Source organism: Streptomyces sp. NPDC037290, from assembly GCF_055603245.1.
In genome coordinates this window covers 120,593-138,787 of sequence record NZ_JBVJVZ010000012.1, presented here as the reverse complement: position 1 = coordinate 138,787, position 18,195 = coordinate 120,593, and the positions used below count along the sequence as shown (strand labels likewise).

Sequence of the window (18,195 nt, the reverse complement as noted above, 5' to 3'; positions counted from 1 at the left end):
CGTACCCCTAGGACGCCAAGAAGGGCGCGCGGGTTGCTCCCGCGCGCCCTCTCGTTTTGATCCGCCGTTTACTTCGCGAGCGTGGTCTCCAGGGCCGCGCGCTGGTGGGCGGCGAGTTCGCCGCAGCCGGTGACCGCCAGGTCCAGCAGGGCGTTCAGTTCCTCGCGGGCGAAGGGCTCCGCCTCGGCGGTGCCCTGGACCTCGACGAAGCGGCCGTCGCCGGTGCAGACGACGTTCATGTCGGTCTCGGCGCGCACGTCCTCCTCGTAGCAGAGGTCGAGCAGCGGGACGCCGCCGACGATGCCGACGGAGACGGCGGCGACGGTGCCGGTGAGCGGCTGCCGGCCGGCCTTGATCAGCTTCTTGCCCTGGGCCCAGGCGACGGCGTCGGCGAGAGCGACGTAGGCGCCGGTGATGGCGGCGGTGCGGGTGCCGCCGTCGGCCTGGAGGACGTCGCAGTCGAGGACGACGGTGTTCTCGCCGAGCGCCTTGTAGTCGATGACGGCGCGCAGCGAGCGGCCGATGAGCCGGGAGATCTCGTGGGTACGGCCGCCGATCCTGCCCTTGACGGACTCGCGGTCGCCGCGGGTGTTGGTGGCGCGGGGCAGCATGGCGTACTCCGCGGTGACCCAGCCCTCGCCGCTGCCCTTGCGCCAGCGCGGGACGCCTTCGGTCACGGAGGCGGTGCAGAACACCTTGGTGTCGCCGAAGGAGACGAGGACGGAGCCCTCGGCGTGCTTGCTCCATCCCCGTTCGATGGTGACCGGGCGGAGCTGTTCGGGGGTACGGCCGTCGATGCGAGACATGCCGACGAGCCTAGCCGTCCACGGGAAAGGGGCTCCTCTCGCGTCGGGAAGAGCCCCTTACAGGTGAACCCGCCGGCTCACATCATGTCTTCGATCTCCGCGGCGATCGGATCGGCGTCGGTGCCGATGACGACCTGGATGGCGGTGCCCATCTTGACGACGCCGTGGGCGCCGGCGGCCTTCAGGGCGGCCTCGTCGACCAGCGAGGCGTCGGACACCTCGGTGCGCAGCCGGGTGATGCAGCCCTCGATCTCCTCGATGTTGTCGATGCCGCCGAGGCCGGCGACGATCTTCTCAGCCTTGCTGGCCATGTTCCTTCTCCCTGATCCGAACCGCTTTGTCGCAGTAACCCACAGTTGGCCCAACTTCGCGAGCGGTCATGCCGTAGGTGCCGAATGATGGCGATCACAACAGCGGAACCGTCCGCGAACTGGTCTACACCACAGGGAGGACGGTCACCAAACCGCGCCCGAGTCGAGCGGCCGGGAGGACGCCATGAGTGCCGAGAGCGCGCCCGCCGACAGCACCGTCAGCCCGGCGCGGGAGCGCTGGAACCGCCTGTTCCAGGGCCTGCAGAAGATGGGCCGGAGTCTGCAGCTGCCGATCGCGGTGCTGCCGGCGGCGGGCATCGTCAACCGGCTGGGCCAACCGGACATGTTCGGGGACGAGGGCCTGGGCTGGAGAGACGTCGCCAAGGTGATGAGCGGCGCGGGCGGTGCGCTGCTGGACGGCAGCCTCGGGCTGCCGCTGCTGTTCTGCGTGGGCGTCGCGATCGGCATGGCGAAGAAGGCGGACGGCTCGACGGCGCTCGCGGCGGTGACGGGGTTCCTCGTCTATTACGGGGTGCTGCACCAGTTCCCGGTGACGTGTCCGGCGGGCGCGAAGGTCGTGGCCACCGGCTGCCAGGCGGCCGAGGGCACGGTGACCGCCTTCACCTTCCAGAACCCGGGCGTGTTCGGCGGGATCGTGCTGGGCCTGATGGCCGCGTTCCTCTGGGCCCGGTTCCACCGCACCCGGCTGGTGGACTGGCTGGGCTTCTTCAACGGCCGCCGGCTGGTGCCGATCATCATGGCGTTCGCCGCCATCCTCTTCGCGGCGCTGTGCCTGTGGATCCGGCCGCCGGTCGGCAGTGCCCTGGAGAGCTTCAGCCACTGGCTGCGGTCCATCGGCTCCTGGGGCGCGGGCGTCTACGGCGTCGCCAACCGGGCGCTGCTCGTCGTCGGCCTGCACCAGTTCCTGAACGTGCCCATCTGGTTCCAGTTCGGCAGCTACACCAAGCCCGACGGCACGGTGGTGCACGGCGACATCAACATGTTCCTCCAGGGTGACCCGCATGCGGGCCAGTTCCTCTCGGGCTTCTTCCCGATCATGATGTTCGCGCTGCCGGCCGCCGCGCTGGCCATCACGCACTGCGCCAGGCCCAGCCGCCGCAAGGAGGTCGGCGGCCTGATGCTGTCGGTGGCGCTGACGTCGTTCGTGACGGGCATCACCGAGCCGATCGAGTACTCGTTCATGTTCATCGCGCCGCTGCTGTACGCCGTCCACGCGCTGCTGACCGGCGTCTCGATGGCGGTGACCTGGGCGCTCGGGGTGCACGACGGGTTCAGCTTCTCGGCCGGGCTGATCGACTACGTCATCAACTGGCGCCTGGCGACGCGACCGTGGCTGATCATCCCGATCGGCCTGTGTTTCGCGGTCGTGTACTACGCCGTCTTCCGCTTCGCGATCACCCGGTTCGACCTCAGGACGCCGGGCCGCGAGCCGGAGGAGGAGGTCGAGGACATCACCAGGGCCTGAGGAATCCGAGCCCTTTAGCACATCGGCACGCCGCGTAGCGTACCGGTAGCGGATTTCGTGGTTCCTTATCCCGCCTTCATCGTGCTACAACAGGTCTACACCACTGAGTGGTGTAGACCACCACCGATGGAGGAACAACCATGAGCACCGCCACCGCCACGGCGGCTCCCGCAAAGAAGCGGGGATCCGGCCTGTTCCAGGGCCTGCAGAAGGTCGGCCGCAGCCTGCAGCTCCCGATCGCCGTGCTGCCGGCGGCGGGCATCCTGCTGCGTCTCGGTCAGGATGACGTGTTCGGCAAGGACGGCCTCGGCTGGAACAAGGTCGCGGCCGTGTTCGCCACCGCCGGTGACGCCGTCTTCAGCAATCTGCCGCTGCTGTTCTGCGTGGGCATCGCCATCGGCTTCGCCAAGAAGGCCGACGGCTCGACGGCACTGGCGGCGCTGGTCGGTTTCCTGGTGTACAAGAACGTGCTGACCGCGTTCCCGATCACCGAAGCCAGGATAACCAAGGGCGCGGACATCCCCGCCACGTACAACGACCCCAAGGTGCTCGGCGGCATCGTCATGGGACTCATCGCCGCCGTCGTCTGGCAGCGCTTCCACCGCACCAAGCTGCCGGACTGGCTGGGCTTCTTCAACGGCCGCCGGCTGGTTCCCATCCTGATGGCCTTCATCGGCACCGGCGTCGGTGTGGTCTTCGGTCTGATCTGGGAGCCCATCGGCAACGTCATCACCGACTTCGGCAAGTGGATGACCGGCCTCGGCGCGGTCGGCGCGGGCCTGTTCGGCCTCATCAACCGCGGTCTGCTGCCCATCGGCATGCACCAGTTCGTGAACACGGTGGCCTGGCAGGAGATCGGCAGCTACAAGGACTCCACCGGTGCCCTGTGGCACGGTGACCTGCCCCGCTTCTTCCACGGCGACCCGACCGCCGGCCAGTTCATGACGGGCTTCTTCCCGATCATGATGTTCGCCCTCCCGGCCGCCGCCCTGGCGATCACGCACTGCGCCCGCCCGGAGCGCCGCAAGGCCGTCGGCGGCATGATGCTGTCCCTCGCGCTGACCTCGTTCGTCACCGGTATCACCGAGCCGATCGAGTTCGCGTTCATGTTCATCGCCCCGCTGCTCTACGCGATCCACGCGGTCCTCACCGCGGTGTCGATGGCGGTGACCTGGTCGCTGGGCGTGCACCACGGCTTCAGCTTCTCGGCCGGCGCGATCGACTACGTCCTCAACTGGGGCCTCGCGACCAAGCCCTGGATGATCATCCCCATCGGTCTGGTCTTCGCGGTGATCTACTACGTGGTCTTCCGCTTCGCGATCACCAGGTTCAACCTCCCCACCCCGGGCCGGGAGCCCGACGAGGAGGTCGAGGACCTCACCAAGGCGTGAGTCCGGCCGCGACGGCATGAAGAAGGCCCTGGAACCGAACGGGTTCCGGGGCCTTTCCGTGTGGGGGAGGCTAGATCTCGTACGTCTGCCTCGGCGCCGCCAGCTCCACCGGCCCCGTGAACACCTCGCGCGCGTCGCAGAGGTTGATCTCCGGGTCGGTCCACGGCGGGATGTGGGTGAGGACCAGGCGGCGGGCACCCGCGCGGGCCGCCGACTCACCCGCCTCACGACCGTTGAGGTGCAGGTCGGGGATGCTCTCCTTGCCGTGCGTGAACGCCGCCTCGCACAGGAACAGGTCGGTGCCCCGGGCCAGCTCGTCCAGCGCCTCGCTGACACCGGTGTCGCCGGAGTACGTCAGCGACCGGCCGCCGTGCTCGAGGCGGATGGCGTACGCCTCCACGGGGTGGCGGACCCGCTCCGTGTGCACCGTGAACGGGCCGATCTCGAACGTGGACGGCTTCACGGTGTGGAAGTCGAAGACCTCGCTCATGGACGAGGCGGAAGGGGTGTCGGCGTAGGCCGTGGTCAGGCGGTGCTCGGTGCCCTCGGGGCCGTAGACCGGGATCGGGGCGCAGCGGCCGCCGTCGTGGCGGTAGTAGCGCGCGACGAAGTACCCGAGCATGTCGATGCAGTGATCGGCGTGCAGATGGCTCAGGAACACGGCGTCGAGGTCGTAGAGACCGCAGTGGCGCTGCAGCTCGCCGAGGGCGCCGTTGCCCATGTCGAGAAGCAGCCGGAAGCCGTCGGCCTCGACGAGGTAGCTCGAGCAGGCCGATTCCGCGGACGGGAACGACCCCGAGCAGCCGACGACGGTGAGCTTCATGAAGCAGAAACCTCCGTTGGCGGAAAGATCAAAAGGGCAGGAAACGGGGGTCGTGCGGTGCGTCGAGCGTAAGGCGCGAAAGCACGGGTCGCTCCTCCGCCAGGGGCCGTTGTGGGCGAACTCACCTGTGCTGTCACCGGTTCGGCTGGACCCGGGGCGCAGAAGGATACGCAGAGGGCGCGCGATCCTCGGCGTGCGCCGGTAACGTCGTCGTATGGACACGTCCTGGTGGCTGGCGCTCGCGGCGGTGGTACTGCTCGCCCTGGTCGCCACGCTCATCGACGGCTGGGGAGGCGGTCGCCGGCCCGGCGGGCGCCGGCTGAGGCCGCTCGGCCGCGCGGGAACCCGCCCGGCGCGGTCCGCCCGGCCGGCCCCCGGCGACATCTGGTGGGCGGACGTTCCCTACGAGGACCGCACCGATGCCAAGGACCGGCCCTGTCTGGTGCTGGCCGTGCGGGGGAACCGGGCCACGGTCGCGAAGATCACCAGCAAGTACCACGACGAACGGGCCGGGGTGATCCCGCTGCCCCCGGGCGCGGTCGGCGACGCCCGGGGGCGGCCCAGCTTCCTGGAGACCGACGAGCTGCGTGAGGTGCCTGTCGGCGACTTCCGGCGCCGCGTCGGTGTGGTCGACCCGGTCCTGTGGGACCAGGTCCGGCACCTGGCAGGCTAGTTACTTCACGGTCACCGTGACCGTCCACTCCTGGATGCCCTTGCAGGAGACCTGGCCGGGCGCCGTCGGCTGGGCGCACAGCGGCCGGGACGACGTCAGTTTCTCCGTTCCGCTCGCCACCGCCTGGTACGCGGCCGTGGCCTGGCCCGGCTGGATGACGAAGCCCGCGTTGATGCCCTTGAGGACGGTGCCCTTGGCCATGACCTGCTTCCACGGGCGGGACTTGGTGCCGTCCAGGGTCAGGCGGACCTCACCGCCCTTGGTCACGCACACGGAGCGGCCGTTGTCGGCGGCCGTGAGCTGGACGAGGGCCGCGCAGCCGCCCTTGCCCGGTGCGGAGGACGCCGGCGGGGACGCCTTGCCGGCGCTTCCGGTGTCCTTGCCGTTCTGCGAGCCGCATCCGGCGAGGAGCAGCGCTGCCGCCGCGAGGGCGAGGGACGTCGTCGTACGGCGCATGGGGGATCGCCTTTCTGCCGTGGCCGCACGGGGTCGGCCGCCTGGTGCAGATGTGACGTACCAGCACGACGAAAGGATCCCGCACGCGGAAGGTTTCCGCGTGCGGGACCGGTCGTTCGGGTGCGGGGATCAGCTGGTCGTCAGGGCGGTGTCGTCCACGACGAAGCTGGTCTGCAGCGAGGAGTCCTCCACGCCGTTGAACTTCAGGGTGACCGTCTGGCCCGCCAGCGAGGACAGGTCGAAGGTCTTCTGCGCGTACCCGGAGTTCGCGTTGACGTTCGAGTACGTCGCCAGGGTGGTCGAACCGGCGGTGACCGTCAGCTTGTCGTACGCGGTGCTGCCGGTCTCGGCGGTGTCGATGTGCAGGTAGAAGGTGAGCGTGGCCTTGCAGCCGGCCGGGATCGTCACCGACTGGGACAGCGTGTCGGTGTGCGAGGAGCCGTAGCCGTCCAGCCAGGCCTTGTACGAACCGCCGTGGGCCGCCTCACCGGTGTCGTTGGTGATGACACCGCTGCTCGCGGTCCAGCCGGTGCTGCCGGACTCGAAGCCAGGGTTGGCCAGCAGCTGGGAGGAGGAGCAGGTGCCGCCGGAGGAGCCGACGGTCCAGGTGAAGGAGGTCGAACCGGAGGCGCCGGTGGAGTCCTTCGCGGTGACCGTGACCTGGTAGGTGCCGGCGGTGGAGGCCGTACCGGAGATCAGCCCGGTGGAGCTGTTGATGGACAGGCCGGTCGGCAGACCGGAGGCGCTGTAGGTCAGGGCCGCGCCCGCGCTGTCGGTGGCCTGGATCTGCAGGCTGACCGAGCTTCCCGTGGTGGTCGACTGGCTGCCCGGGTTGGTGACGGAAACCGTGTTGCCGCTGCTGGAGCCGGCGGTGAAGGCCGCGGTGCCGTTCGGGGTGCCCCAGCCGGTCGGGCCGTCGTAACCGGTGCCGGCGGTGCAGAAGTACGACGGGGAGCAGGAGCCGTTGCTGCCGCTGGTCACGTCGTACAGGTTGCTCGTGTGGGAGTACGGGTACTTCGCCGGGTAGTCGCTCGCACCCGGGGTCCCCGCCAGGGCGTAGACGCCGGCGACGATCGGGGCGGCGGCGCTGGTGCCGCCGTAGACCGCCCAGCCGGAGCCGCCGTAGGTGTCGTAGACCGCCACGCCGGTGGCCGGGTCGGCGACCGCGGAGACGTCGGCCTCCATGCGCTTGGAGCAGCCGGAGTCGGTCTGCCAGCTCGGCTTCGGGTCGTAGGCCGAGCAGCCGGAGCCGGTGCCCTCGGTGGAGCTGGTGTGCCACACCGACTCGGACCAGCCGCGGGAGTTGGAGGCGGTGGTGAGCGCGGTGCCGCCGACGGCGGTCACGTACTGGGAGGTCGCCGGGTACTCGGCGCCGTAGGCGGAGTCACCCGAGGAGACGGTGATCGCGACGCCCGGGTGCTTGAAGTACTGGGTGTCCTCGCTGGTCTGGGTGGAGGACTCGGAGCCGCCCCAGCTGTTGGAGACGACCTTGGCGCCGAGCGAGACGGCCTCGTTCTCCGCGATGCCGAGGTCGGTGTCGTTCGCGGAGTTGGCCTCGACCAGGACGATGCTGCAGTTCGGGCAGACCGCGCTGACCATGTCGAGGTCGAGGGCCTCTTCACCGGCCCAGCCGCTGTCGTTGGTCGGCAGCGAGGTGGTGGAGCCGGTCTGGCTGACCTGCTTGAAGCAGCCGTTGGCCTTGGTGCACGCGGACAGGCCGTAGGTGGAGCGGTAGGTGCCCAGGTCCGACTCGGCGTTCGGGTCGTTGTAGGCGTCCACGATGGCGACCGTCATGCCGGAGCCGCCCGTGGTGGGCAGGTTGTAGGCGCTGTGCAGGTTGGCCGGGGAGAGGCCGGAGGGTGCCGCGGCGGCGAGGGCGGCGGCGAGCCGCTGCTTGATGTCGGTGCGGCGCTGGGCGAAGCAGGACGCGTGGCCCGGCTCGGCGGTGGCGCACAGATGGGTCGTGGGGACCTTCTGGCCGGCCTTGCCGGTGGAGTGGTAGGTCTGCCGCCCGGGGGCGGTCAGTGCCTTGTTGTTCTGTGTGACCTTGGAGGTGTGCGGGTGGGCCGCTACGGGCTGGGCCCCTGCCGTCGGCGCCGCGACGAGTCCGGCGACGGTGAGGGCGAGGGCGGGGAAGGCGACGGTGACGAGTCTTCGCAGACTCCGTCTCCGCCGGCTCGGGCGTGACTCACGCATGGGGTACTGCCTCCGTTGACGTGGGGATGCGCACTGGATTGGCAGGCCCGTGACGCGCGTAGCGGCGGTGCCGCGCAGTCATGAGCATGACACTCGCAGACACCTGTCATGGCGCTGGGTGAGCGTGACATGCCAGGGTGCGACGAGGAACGTAGCCCTGGCCCCGGCGCTACCGGCAGTACCCAAAGGAATTCTTTGCCCTGCCATAGGAATGGCTTAGCCCCCTCATAGGAGGGGGCTGGTGCGCGCTTGGGGGCCGAAACCCCTGTGAAACCTAGGCCCAGAGCTGGCCCTGCAGCGTCTCGATGGCCTCCTCGGTGGTGGCCGCCGTGTAGACGCCGGTGGACAGGTACTTCCAGCCGCCGTCGGCCACGATGAAGACGATGTCGGCGGACTCCCCCGCCTTGAGGGCCTTCCTGCCCACCCCGATCGCCGCGTGCAGGGCGGCGCCGGTGGAGACGCCCGCGAAGATGCCCTCCTGCTGCAGGAGTTCACGGGTGCGGGTGACCGCGTCGGCCGAGCCGACCGAGAAACGGGTGGTGAGCACGGAGGCGTCGTACAGCTCGGGTACGAAGCCCTCGTCGAGGTTGCGCAGCCCGTACACCAGGTCGTCGTAGCGCGGTTCGGCGGCGACGATCTGGACGCCCGGCCGGTGCTCGCGCAGATAGCGGCCGACGCCCATCAGGGTGCCGGTGGTGCCGAGGCCCGCGACGAAGTGGGTGATCGAGGGGAGGTCGGCCAGGATCTCCGGGCCGGTCGTGGCGTAGTGGGCGCCCGCGTTGTCCGGGTTGCCGTACTGGTAGAGCATCACCCAGTCGGGGTGCTCGGCGGCCAGCTCCTTGGCCACGCGCACGGCGGTGTTGGAGCCGCCCGCGGCCGGCGAGGAGATGATCTCGGCGCCCCACATGCCGAGCAGGTCCCGGCGCTCCTGCGAGGTGTTCTCCGGCATCACGCACACCATGCGGTAGCCCTTGAGCTTGGCCGCCATGGCGAGGGAGATGCCGGTGTTGCCGGAGGTGGGCTCCAGGATCGTGCAGCCCGGGGTGAGCCGGCCGTCCTTCTCCGCCTGCTCGATCATGTGCAGCGCGGGGCGGTCCTTGACCGAGCCCGTGGGGTTGCGGTCCTCCAGCTTGGCCCAGATGCGGACGTCGGGGGACGGCGAGAGCCGCGGCAGGCGCACCAGGGGGGTGTTGCCCACCGCGGCCAGCGGGGAGTCGTAGCGCATCGCTGCTCAGCGGCCGATCAGCGCATGCCGCCGGCGACGGCCGGCAGGATCGTCACGTTGTCGCCGTCGGACAGCTTGGTGTTGATGCCGTCCAGGAAGCGGACGTCCTCGTCGTTCAGGTAGACGTTCACGAACCGGCGCAGCTGGTCGCCGTCCACGATGCGGGCCCTGATGCCCTCGTGCCGGGTCTCGAGGTCGGCGAACAGGTCGGCGAGGGTGTTCCCGTTGCCCTCCACCGCCTTCTGACCGTCGGTGTACGTGCGGAGGATGGTCGGGATGCGGACCTCGATGGCCATGGTGGTGGGCTCCTGTCGGAAAGGGTTCGTCGGTTCGGTGCGCGCGCACGCGCGACGGCGCGCCGCGGCTCACGGCCGTACGGCGGCGGGGAACGTCAACAGATGGCGCTGTTCAGCCTGCACAGGTCGACGTGCAGCCGCGCCACGAGCAGCACGCTCGGCGCCTCGTCGCTCACGTCAGTCAGAACCATGCGCTCATCGTAACGATTCCCGGTCCGGGTCCCGGAGTGTGATTCCGTATGTCGGACGGTTTTCGTCCGGTGGGCGAGACTAGTAGGCCTCCACCACGGTGACCTCCTCCTCCGTGACCTCGCCCTCGACGATCCGGAACGAGCGGAACTGGAACGCGCCGAGGCCGTCGGTGTCGGCGGTGGAGACGAGGACGTAGTGGGCGCCCGGCTCGTTGGCGTAGGAGATGTCGGTGCGCGAGGGGTAGGCCTCGGTGGCGGTGTGGGAGTGGTAGATGACCACCGGGTCCTCGTCGCGGTCGTCCAGTTCGCGGTAGAGCTTCAGCAGATCGCCCGAGTCGAACTCGTAGAACGTCGGCGACATCGCCGCGTTCAGCATCGGGATGAAGCGCTCGGGGCGGTCCGAGCCCGCCGGGCCCGCGACGACGCCGCACGCCTCGTCCGGGTGGTCCTTGCGGGCGTGGGCGACGATCTGGTCGTACAGGGCCTGGGTGATGGTCAGCATGACGGTCAGGATAAGCAGAGGGGCCGTCCCGTACCGAGGTGTGGTACGGGACGGCCCACATGGTGGACGCCCTGAGCGGCGGCCGCCGGGGGCGCCACGAGAGCTCCCGGCGACCGGACGTCCGTTTCCGGTGGTCAGCGCTTGCGGAAGGCCGCAGCCTCGGGGTTGCGTCGCTTGAGCACCCAGTAGGAGACGCCGAGGATCGCGGCCCACAGCGGAGCACAGTAAAGCGACACCCGGGCGTCCTTGTCGATGCCCATGAGCACGATCACCATGAAGATGAAGGCCAGCGCGAAGAGGCTCGTGTACGGCGCACCCGGTGCGCGGAACTCGCTCTGCGGCAGCAGCCCGCGGTTCGCCTTCGCCCGGTAGCGGATCTGGCAGACCAGGATCACGATCCACGCCCACATGCCGGAGATGGTCGCGAAGGAGACGACGTAGTCGAACGCCTTGCCCGGCCACTGGTAGTTGATCCAGACGCCGACCAGCATCAGCGCGGCGGAGAACGTCGTACCGAGCAGCGGGGTACCGCTGCGCGTCAGCTTGGTGAAGGCCTTCGGGCCCTGGCTGTTGAGCGCCAGGTCGCGCAGCATGCGGCCGGTGGAGTACATGCCGGAGTTGCAGGAGGACAGCGCGGCCGTGAGCACCACGAAGTTCACGATGCCGGCGCCGGCGGCCAGGCCCATCTTCTGGAAGGCGGCCACGAACGGGCTCACACCCGGGTGGAAGTTCGTCCACGGCACGACCGACAGGATCATGATCAGCGCGCCGACGTAGAAGACGGCGATGCGCCACGGCACGGTGTTGATCGCCTTCGGCAGCACCTTCTTGGGGTCCTTGGACTCGCCCGCGGTCACACCGACCAGCTCGACGGCGAGGAAGGCGAACATGACCATCTGCAGGGTCATCAGCGTGCTGCCGACGCCGTGCGGGAAGAAGCCGCCGTCGTTCCACAGGTGGGCGACGGAGGCGGTGTCACCGGCGTCGGAGAAGCCGATCGTGAGGATGCCGGCGCAGATCAGGATCATGCCGATGATCGCGGTGACCTTGACCATGGAGAACCAGAACTCCAGCTCACCGAAGAGCTTCACGGAGATCAGGTTGGCGGCGTACAGCACGACCGTGAAGATCAGGGCCGAGACCCACTGCGGGATGTCGAACCAGTACGTCATGTAGGCGGCCGCGGCGGTGACCTCGGTGATGCCGGTGACCACCCAGAACAGCCAGTACGTCCACCCGGTCACGAAGCCCGCGAAGGGGCCGATGAACTCGCGCGCGTACTCCGAGAACGAGCCCGACACCGGGCGGTACATCAGCAGTTCGCCGAGCGCCCGCATGATCAGGAAGATGACGAGGCCCGCGACGGCGTACGCCAGGATCAGGCTGGGGCCGGCCTTGGAGATGCCCTTGCCCGCGCCGAGGAACAGACCGGTTCCGATGGCACCGCCGATGGCGATCATCTGGATCTGGCGGGAGCCGAGCCCGCGCTGGTATCCCTCGCCGCCCTCGCTGCCCTCCGCCCGCACGGCCCCTTCGCCGTCGCGATGCTGGTCGACCTGCGCTGAGGTCATGTGTGGTGCGCCTTTCTCCATGCCGATCCGGGCCTCGAGTCGGCCTCGGATCGGGTTTCGATCCCCCCGGATTGCTGGAGCGAGCGGGCTCGGGCCCGCTGAGCCTGGCCGACGGTCGTCGGCTCGGTGGCGCACCCGGCCGGACATGGGTGGTGTCGGCCGGGCGGTCGTGAAGATTTATCACGGCCGCAATACTGATCACAGAAGCACCGTGTGGCACATCACACAGGTAAAAGCGGACAAAGAGCGCCCGAATGCGGCAAACCAGGCTGGAACGGTGACGGGATCGTTATCCGGATTTGAGCGTCCGCTGAGCGAACGCACTCCGGCGGCAAAACCCCTGGATCACGGCATCAGTGTGCTGACCAAGGTCTCCTGGAGCCCGCCGAGCCACAGATAGGCCATCACCATCGGCTTGCGCGGATCCTCGTCCGGGAGCCGGTAGAGCAGATCGGTGTCGTCCTCGTCGGTGATCTCCAGCCGGGCGCCGATCGCGAGCCGCAGGTCGTTGAGGGAGCCGAGCCACCGCCGGGACTCCTCCGGCGCCAGCTTCAGCACCGCGCCGCCCTCGTCCACCGGGGCCAGCGCGTCCAGCGCACGGATCACCGCGAGCGCGTTCTCGCGCTTGCCGGCGCGCAGGTCGTTCTCGGTGTAGCGGCGGAACTCGGCGGAGTGGGCCCTGTGCTCCTCGGCCTCGGCGGGCGAGTCCGGGGCCTTCTCCGGGTCGCTGTAGGCGTCGGGGAAGAGCCTGCGGAGCACCGGGTCGGCGGGCGGCTCGCTGGGGCCCTCGGCGAACAGCTCGGCGAGCGGGTCCTGGGGGCTGTCCGCGCCGGGGCCGGGACCGATGAGCTCCAGGAGCTGGACGGCCAGCGACCGGATGATGGAGATCTCGACGTCGTCGAGTGCGACGGCCGCGCCGCCGCCGGGAAGCGGTTCGAAATGTCCGGGCATGTAAGGGATTCGCTACTTCCGGTCCTGCTGCAGGGTGGCCCACAGACCGTAACCGTGCATCGCCTGCACGTCGCGCTCCATCTCCTCGCGCGTGCCGCTGGAGACGACCGCCCGGCCCTTGTGGTGGACGTCGAGCATGAGCTTGGTGGCCTTGTCCTTCGTGTACCCGAAGTACGTCTGGAAGACGTAGGTCACATAGCTCATGAGATTGACCGGGTCGTTGTGCACGATGGTGACCCAGGGGACGTCGGGCTCGGGTACGGCGAAGACCTCCTCCGCCGACTCGGTGCGTTCGATCTCTACGGGCGCGGGTGACGTCACAGTGCCCATGCTGCCACGGCCATGAAAAATCGTCACACTGACGAAATGGGAGTACGATCCATGGTCATGAACACAGCGGACCTTGGGCTGCCGGTGGATGTTCCCTCGACGGCGCTCTTCACGGACCAGTACGAGCTGACGATGCTGCGGGCCGCTCTGAAGGCCGGTACGGCCGAACGGCGGAGCGTGTTCGAGGTCTTCACCCGGCGGCTGCCGGACGGGCGCCGCTACGGCGTGGTGGCGGGCACCGGACGCGTCCTGGACGCGGTGGAGAACTTCCGCTTCGACCCGGGCGTCCTGGGCTTCCTGCGCGACCGGAAGATCGTCGACGGGGAGACCCTGGACTGGCTCGCCGACTACCGCTTCAGCGGGGACGTCTGGGGTTACCCCGAGGGCGAGGTCTACTTCCCGGGCTCGCCGATCATGCGGGTCGAGGGCACCTTCGCCGAGTGCGTCCTGCTGGAGACGGTCATCCTCTCCATCCTCAACCACGACTCCGCGATCGCCGCCGCCGCCTCCCGCATGGCCTCCGCCGCCGGGGAGCGCCCCCTGATCGAGATGGGCGCGCGCCGCACGCACGAGCTGGCGGCCGTCGCCGCGGCACGGGCGGCGTACGTCGGCGGCTTCGCCACCACCTCCGACCTGGCGGCCGGCTTCCGCTACGGCATCCCGACCGTCGGCACCTCCGCCCACGCCTTCACCCTGCTCCACGACCGCGAGCGGGACGCCTTCCAGGCCCAGGTCGACACCCTCGGCCGGGGCACCACACTGCTCGTGGACACCTACGACGTCGCCGAGGCCGTCCGTACGGCGGTGCAGGTGGCCGGTCCGGAGCTGGGCGCGGTCCGCATCGACTCCGGGGACCTGCTGCTGGTCGCCCACCGGGTGCGGCAGCAGCTGGACGAGCTGGGCGCGACGGACACGAAGATCATCGTGACCTCGGACCTGGACGAGTACGCGATCGCCTCACTGGCCGCGGCCCCCGTGGACGCCTACGGCGTGGGCACCCAGCTGGTGACGGGCTCCGGGCACCCGACCGCCTCCATGGTCTACAAGCTGGTCGCCCGCGCCGAGACCGCGGACCCGAAGGCGCCGCTGGTGCCGGTCGCGAAGAAGTCCAGCGGCGGCAAGACCTCCGTCGGGGGCCGCAAGTGGGCGGCGCGCCGGCTGGACGAGGACGGGGTCGCGGAGGCCGAGGTCGTGGGCACCGGCCCGGTCCCGGCGGACCTCGCCGACCGGCAGCTGCTGGTGCAGCTGATCAAGGGCGGTGACGTCATCGCCCGCGAACCCCTGGACGTACCCCGGGACCGGCACATCGCCGCCCGGGCGAACCTCCCCCTCTCCGCCACCCAGCTGTCCCGTGGGGAACCCGTCATTCCGACGGAGTACGTCCAAGGGCGCTCGGGTAGCTAGAGCGGGACCGTCGTCCGCCGCTCCGAACGCCCCCTCCCGCACGGGCCCGGAAGTCTCTAGGCTCAGTTACTTAACTCTTAGTCGAAGGACACCCACCATGCGCCGCGCCTTGATCGTCGTAGATGTGCAGAACGACTTCTGCGAGGGGGGCAGCCTCGCGGTGGCCGGGGGTGCGGACGTGGCCGCCGCCGTCACGGAGCTGATCGGCCAGGCAGCCGGCACCGGGTACCGGCACGTGGTGGCCACCCGCGACCACCACATCGCCCCCGGCGGCCACTTCGCCGACAACCCCGACTTCGTCCGCTCCTGGCCCGCGCACTGCGTCGCGGGCACGGAGGGCGTCGGCTTCCATCCGAACTTCGCCCCGGCCGTCGCCTCCGGCGCGGTCGACGCGGTCTTCGACAAGGGCGCCTACTCGGCGGCCTACAGCGGCTTCGAGGGCCAGGACGAGAACGGCACGCCCCTGGCCGACTGGCTCCGTGCCCGCCACATCGACGAGGTCGACGTGGTCGGCATAGCCACGGACCACTGCGTGCGCGCCACCGCGCTGGACGCCGCGAGGGAGGGCTTCCGTACACAGGTCCTGCTGGACCTGACGGCGGGCGTGGCCCCGGAGACGACGGAGCGGGCACTGGAGGAGCTGCGGGAGGCGGGGGTCGAGCTGACGGGCAAGCCCGTCGTCAGCGCCTGAACGCACCCGCAGCCGCCGGCGCACCGCCCCCACCCCCGCGGCCCGCGTCACCCCTGCTGAACCGCCGGAGATCTCAGCAGGGCCCGGATCGGATGCCACAGCTCGTTCACGATGACACCGTTGTCCGCCGGGGCCGTGCGCCATATCAGGCCGTCCGGGTGGTGCAGCACCGCCGTGATCTCGTCCGGTGTCGGAGGTGCGGCGTTCCCCCGGAGGTAGATCGCGCGCAACCCCAGGTTGCGGAGCCTGGTCAGGGCTCGGGCGCGGTTCTGGGCGTGCACCAGCACCCGCACCGCGGCGGAGTCGTAGGGCAGGTTCAGCGCCACCACGACCGTGCCGTTCGGCAGCTTGCAGAAGCCTCCAGCGGCCATGCGGTCACATCCCCGTTTCGGTCGGTGTCAATAAGCGGTCCACAGGACGCACCTAAACACGATCGGCGGCAACCCGCCAAGGGGTTGCCGCCGATACGCGTCTGACCTGCGGAAATGCCGACTACTTCACCGCGGGGCCGACCTTGAGCAAGATCGTCGAGCCGTTCTTGGCCTCCTTGACGATCGTTATCTTGGTGTTGGTGTCAGTGACCTTCACGCCTCCGGTGGGGTTCGCCGGGTCGTAGTAGGTGCTGGTGTGGTCGTTGAAGACCGGCACCCCCTTCGACGCCTTGATCACCGTCGCGACGTCGGCCTTGTGCAGCGTGATGCCGTCGGTGCCGTACAGGCTGAACGGGGAGTCGTAGGCCTGCATGCGGTTGCGCATCAGCGTGCCGTCGGACCACTTCAGCGCCGTCGGGTGCGAGTCGACCGGGAGGATCAGACCGGTGCCCGGGTGGTCCTTGGCGTTGGTGTTGTTGTCCGCCTGGGAGGTGTCCCACTTCCAGATCAACAGGCCGTTCTGGTACGGGTAGTGCTCCACCCAGCCAGGACGCTTGGCCGAACCGAAGTTGTACGGGCCGGTCTTGAGGGTCCTGTCGTACGACACGTACTGCCGGTTCTCGGCGATGTAGTACTGCTTGTAGTCCTTGGTGAAGGACGCGCCGATGCGGGAGAAGCCGTTCGAGGTCCAACCGGCGTCCTGCGTCTCGGCGTTGTCCGAGAAGACCGGCGCGCCGTCGGCGGTCACCGTGATCTCGTCGGCCGCGAAGCCGTTCTCCGCGACACCGCCGTCGGTGGCGTAGCGGAAGCGCAGGTCGATCTTCTTGCCCGCGTAGGCGTCGAGCGCGTACGACAGCTTCTTGTGCGCCTGCGAGAAGCCGGTCAGCGCCGGCTTGCCGCTGCCGTCACGCGGGATGGCCTGGCCGTCCGCCGTGCCGTCCAGGGCGGTCCAGTTGGCGCCGCCGTCGGTCGACACCTCGGTGTAGACGTAGTCGAAGCCGTCCTCGGTGGCCCACCAGCCGTCCAGGTCCAGTTTCGCCGACGACTTGCCGGTGAGGTCCACGGACCGGGTCAGCGTGTTCTTCAGGTCGTTGCCGCTGCCGCTCCACCACTGGGTGGCACCCTGCGCGGGCTGGGTGATCGTGGTCGTGACCGCCTTGTCGGGCAGGTTGACCACGAGGGCCTGCTTGTCCCAGGTGTTGTACTCGGCGACGCCCAGCTTGTGGGTGGACTGCGTGCCGGCCTTGGCGGTGTCGTAGTTCAGCCAGCCCAGCTGCAGCTTGTCCCAGGCGTTCATGTCGCCGGGCAGGTTGCCGATGGACTCCTTGCCGGTGCCGAGCCAGGAGCCGGAGGACATCAGGGTCCAGAAGCCGGTGGAGTTGTCGCCGCCGTCGGTGTCGTACTCGTCCGGCAGGCCGAGGTCGTGGCCGTACTCGTGGGCGAAGACGCCGAGGCCGCCGTTCTCCGGCTGGATGGTGTAGTCGCCGACCCAGATGCCGGTGTCGCCGACCTGGGCGCCGCCGAGCTTGTTGTCCGCGGGGCCGGTGGCGCCGGCGTCGGTGCCGAAGGCGTACCAGCGGTGCGCCCAGATCGCGTCCTTGCCCTGGGCGCCGCCGCCCGCGGACTCGTCCTCACCGGCGTGCACGATCTGGAAGTGGTCGACGTAGCCGTCGGGCTCGTTGAAGTTGCCGTCGTGGTCGTAGTCGTAGCGGTCCCACTGGTCGTACTTGGCCAGGTCCGCCTTGATGGCGGCGTCGGACTTGCCGGCCGCCTTCTGCTGCGCGACCCAGGCGTTCAGGCCGTCGCTGACCACGTTCCACACGCTGGTGCAGTTGGTCTGGCCGCAGGCGTTGTTGCCGTAGCGCGCCTCGTTGTAGGGGACCTTGACCCAGTCCGAGACCTCGCCGTCGACCGAGTAGCGGCCCGAGGACTGCTTCTCGTAGTACTTCTTCAGCGACTCGGTCTTGTTGCCGGTGCCGAAGTAGAGGTCCTGGTAGTGCTTCTGGTTGTAGTCCTTCTGCCAGGCCGTGGAGTTGTCGTTCTTGCGGTCCGGCGCGGCGATGGTGTTGTGCAGCGGGCCGGGCGTGCCGCCGAACTTGGGGTCGGTCTTGTCCCCGAACTCCACCAGGATCGTGAAGATCTTGTCGGTCTTCTCGCGGCTCAGCTCGACGTACTTGCTCCTGCCCTTGCGGCTCTTGAGCGCCACGACCTTCGAGCCGTTCCGGTCCTGCGCCTTGGCCTTGCCCGCCATGAGCTGGTTCAGCGCCTCGCGGCGCTGGGCTTCCTGGGTCTTGCTCAGCGGGCCGTCCAGGTCATGGGCCTGCTGCTTCACCGGGGCCGGGTCGTGCCGGTTGACGGCAGCGGGCCGGGCCTGGGTGCTCGCCTCCGCGACGGCGAAGGTGGCGAACGTGGCGGAGGCCGCCGCGAGCGTCACCCCGATCGCGGCAGCTCTGAACGTCCAGGATCTGCTGGTCACTTGAGGTCCTCCCCCGCGCCGCGCACACGGACAGGGGGTTCCGGG

19 protein-coding genes are annotated in these 18,195 nt (G+C 69.3%); 5 read left to right on the top strand and 14 right to left on the bottom strand.

Annotated features, from left to right (window positions below):
* Positions 1-68: 68 nt before the first annotated feature.
* On the bottom strand, positions 69-806 hold the full coding sequence (gene rph, locus ACZ7HQ_RS32795; protein ID WP_470997881.1) for a ribonuclease PH: 738 nt from the start codon (positions 804-806) through the stop codon (positions 69-71).
* A gap of 77 nt (positions 807-883) precedes the next feature.
* A complete protein-coding gene (locus tag ACZ7HQ_RS32790) occupies positions 884-1,117 on the bottom strand; it encodes a PTS sugar transporter subunit IIB (RefSeq protein WP_030610403.1) in 234 nt (77 codons plus the stop codon).
* Between the two features lie 184 nt (positions 1,118-1,301).
* On the opposite strand from ACZ7HQ_RS32790, the gene ACZ7HQ_RS32785 reads away from it, so the two are divergent.
* Entirely contained in the window at positions 1,302-2,603 is a 1,302-nt protein-coding gene (locus ACZ7HQ_RS32785) for a PTS transporter subunit EIIC (RefSeq protein ID WP_470997877.1), read from the top strand.
* Positions 2,604-2,743: 140 nt separating this feature from the next.
* Positions 2,744-3,994 (top strand): PTS transporter subunit EIIC, encoded by a 1,251-nt coding sequence (locus ACZ7HQ_RS32780; protein WP_470997874.1) that lies wholly within the window; start codon positions 2,744-2,746, stop codon positions 3,992-3,994.
* 70 nt (positions 3,995-4,064) lie between these two features.
* On the opposite strand, the gene ACZ7HQ_RS32775 is transcribed toward ACZ7HQ_RS32780, so the two are convergent.
* The gene (locus tag ACZ7HQ_RS32775; RefSeq protein ID WP_470997871.1) at positions 4,065-4,817 is read right to left on the bottom strand and encodes an MBL fold metallo-hydrolase; all 753 of its coding nucleotides are present in this window, start codon (positions 4,815-4,817) and stop codon (positions 4,065-4,067) included.
* Between the two features lie 214 nt (positions 4,818-5,031).
* On the opposite strand from ACZ7HQ_RS32775, the gene ACZ7HQ_RS32770 reads away from it, so the two are divergent.
* Positions 5,032-5,490 (top strand): type II toxin-antitoxin system PemK/MazF family toxin, encoded by a 459-nt coding sequence (locus ACZ7HQ_RS32770; protein WP_470997869.1) that lies wholly within the window; start codon positions 5,032-5,034, stop codon positions 5,488-5,490.
* Here the strand turns inward: ACZ7HQ_RS32770 and ACZ7HQ_RS32765 are convergent, their stop codons facing one another.
* The 9 genes from ACZ7HQ_RS32765 to clpS form a co-directional block, all read right to left on the bottom strand.
* A complete protein-coding gene (locus ACZ7HQ_RS32765; protein WP_470997867.1) occupies positions 5,491-5,946 on the bottom strand; it encodes a hypothetical protein in 456 nt (151 codons plus the stop codon).
* 129 nt (positions 5,947-6,075) lie between these two features.
* Positions 6,076-8,142 carry a putative Ig domain-containing protein gene (locus ACZ7HQ_RS32760; RefSeq protein WP_470997864.1) on the bottom strand — a complete coding sequence of 689 codons (2,067 nt, stop codon included), beginning with the start codon at positions 8,140-8,142 and terminating at the stop codon, positions 6,076-6,078.
* A 274-nt stretch (positions 8,143-8,416) separates the two neighbouring features.
* Positions 8,417-9,367 carry a PLP-dependent cysteine synthase family protein gene (locus ACZ7HQ_RS32755; RefSeq protein ID WP_470997861.1) on the bottom strand — a complete coding sequence of 317 codons (951 nt, stop codon included), beginning with the start codon at positions 9,365-9,367 and terminating at the stop codon, positions 8,417-8,419.
* 17 nt (positions 9,368-9,384) lie between these two features.
* On the bottom strand, positions 9,385-9,663 hold the full coding sequence (locus ACZ7HQ_RS32750; protein ID WP_470997859.1) for a MoaD/ThiS family protein: 279 nt from the start codon (positions 9,661-9,663) through the stop codon (positions 9,385-9,387).
* 95 nt (positions 9,664-9,758) lie between these two features.
* Positions 9,759-9,854 carry a putative leader peptide gene (locus ACZ7HQ_RS32745; RefSeq protein WP_470997856.1) on the bottom strand — a complete coding sequence of 32 codons (96 nt, stop codon included), beginning with the start codon at positions 9,852-9,854 and terminating at the stop codon, positions 9,759-9,761.
* Between the two features lie 79 nt (positions 9,855-9,933).
* Positions 9,934-10,356: a M67 family metallopeptidase gene (locus tag ACZ7HQ_RS32740; RefSeq protein WP_470997853.1), complete on the bottom strand. Its 423-nt coding sequence runs from the start codon at positions 10,354-10,356 to the stop codon at positions 9,934-9,936.
* A 134-nt stretch (positions 10,357-10,490) separates the two neighbouring features.
* Entirely contained in the window at positions 10,491-11,927 is a 1,437-nt protein-coding gene (locus ACZ7HQ_RS32735; RefSeq protein ID WP_470997850.1) for an amino acid permease, read from the bottom strand.
* A gap of 345 nt (positions 11,928-12,272) precedes the next feature.
* The gene (locus ACZ7HQ_RS32730) at positions 12,273-12,878 is read right to left on the bottom strand and encodes a DUF2017 domain-containing protein (protein ID WP_470997847.1); all 606 of its coding nucleotides are present in this window, start codon (positions 12,876-12,878) and stop codon (positions 12,273-12,275) included.
* 12 nt (positions 12,879-12,890) lie between these two features.
* On the bottom strand, positions 12,891-13,208 hold the full coding sequence (gene clpS / locus ACZ7HQ_RS32725; RefSeq protein ID WP_189948983.1) for an ATP-dependent Clp protease adapter ClpS: 318 nt from the start codon (positions 13,206-13,208) through the stop codon (positions 12,891-12,893).
* A gap of 57 nt (positions 13,209-13,265) precedes the next feature.
* On the opposite strand from clpS, the gene ACZ7HQ_RS32720 reads away from it, so the two are divergent.
* Positions 13,266-14,612, top strand: a complete 1,347-nt coding sequence (locus ACZ7HQ_RS32720; protein ID WP_470997844.1) for a nicotinate phosphoribosyltransferase — start codon at positions 13,266-13,268, stop codon at positions 14,610-14,612.
* A 97-nt stretch (positions 14,613-14,709) separates the two neighbouring features.
* Entirely contained in the window at positions 14,710-15,303 is a 594-nt protein-coding gene (locus ACZ7HQ_RS32715; RefSeq protein ID WP_470997841.1) for a nicotinamidase, read from the top strand.
* Between the two features lie 47 nt (positions 15,304-15,350).
* On the opposite strand, the gene ACZ7HQ_RS32710 is transcribed toward ACZ7HQ_RS32715, so the two are convergent.
* Positions 15,351-15,674, bottom strand: coding sequence for a hypothetical protein (locus ACZ7HQ_RS32710; RefSeq protein WP_470997838.1), 324 nt, complete (start codon positions 15,672-15,674; stop codon positions 15,351-15,353).
* A 121-nt stretch (positions 15,675-15,795) separates the two neighbouring features.
* Complete coding sequence (locus tag ACZ7HQ_RS32705) at positions 15,796-18,150, bottom strand: immune inhibitor A domain-containing protein (RefSeq protein ID WP_470997835.1); 2,355 nt, start codon at positions 18,148-18,150, stop codon at positions 15,796-15,798.
* Between the last annotated feature and the right edge of the window lie 45 nt (positions 18,151-18,195).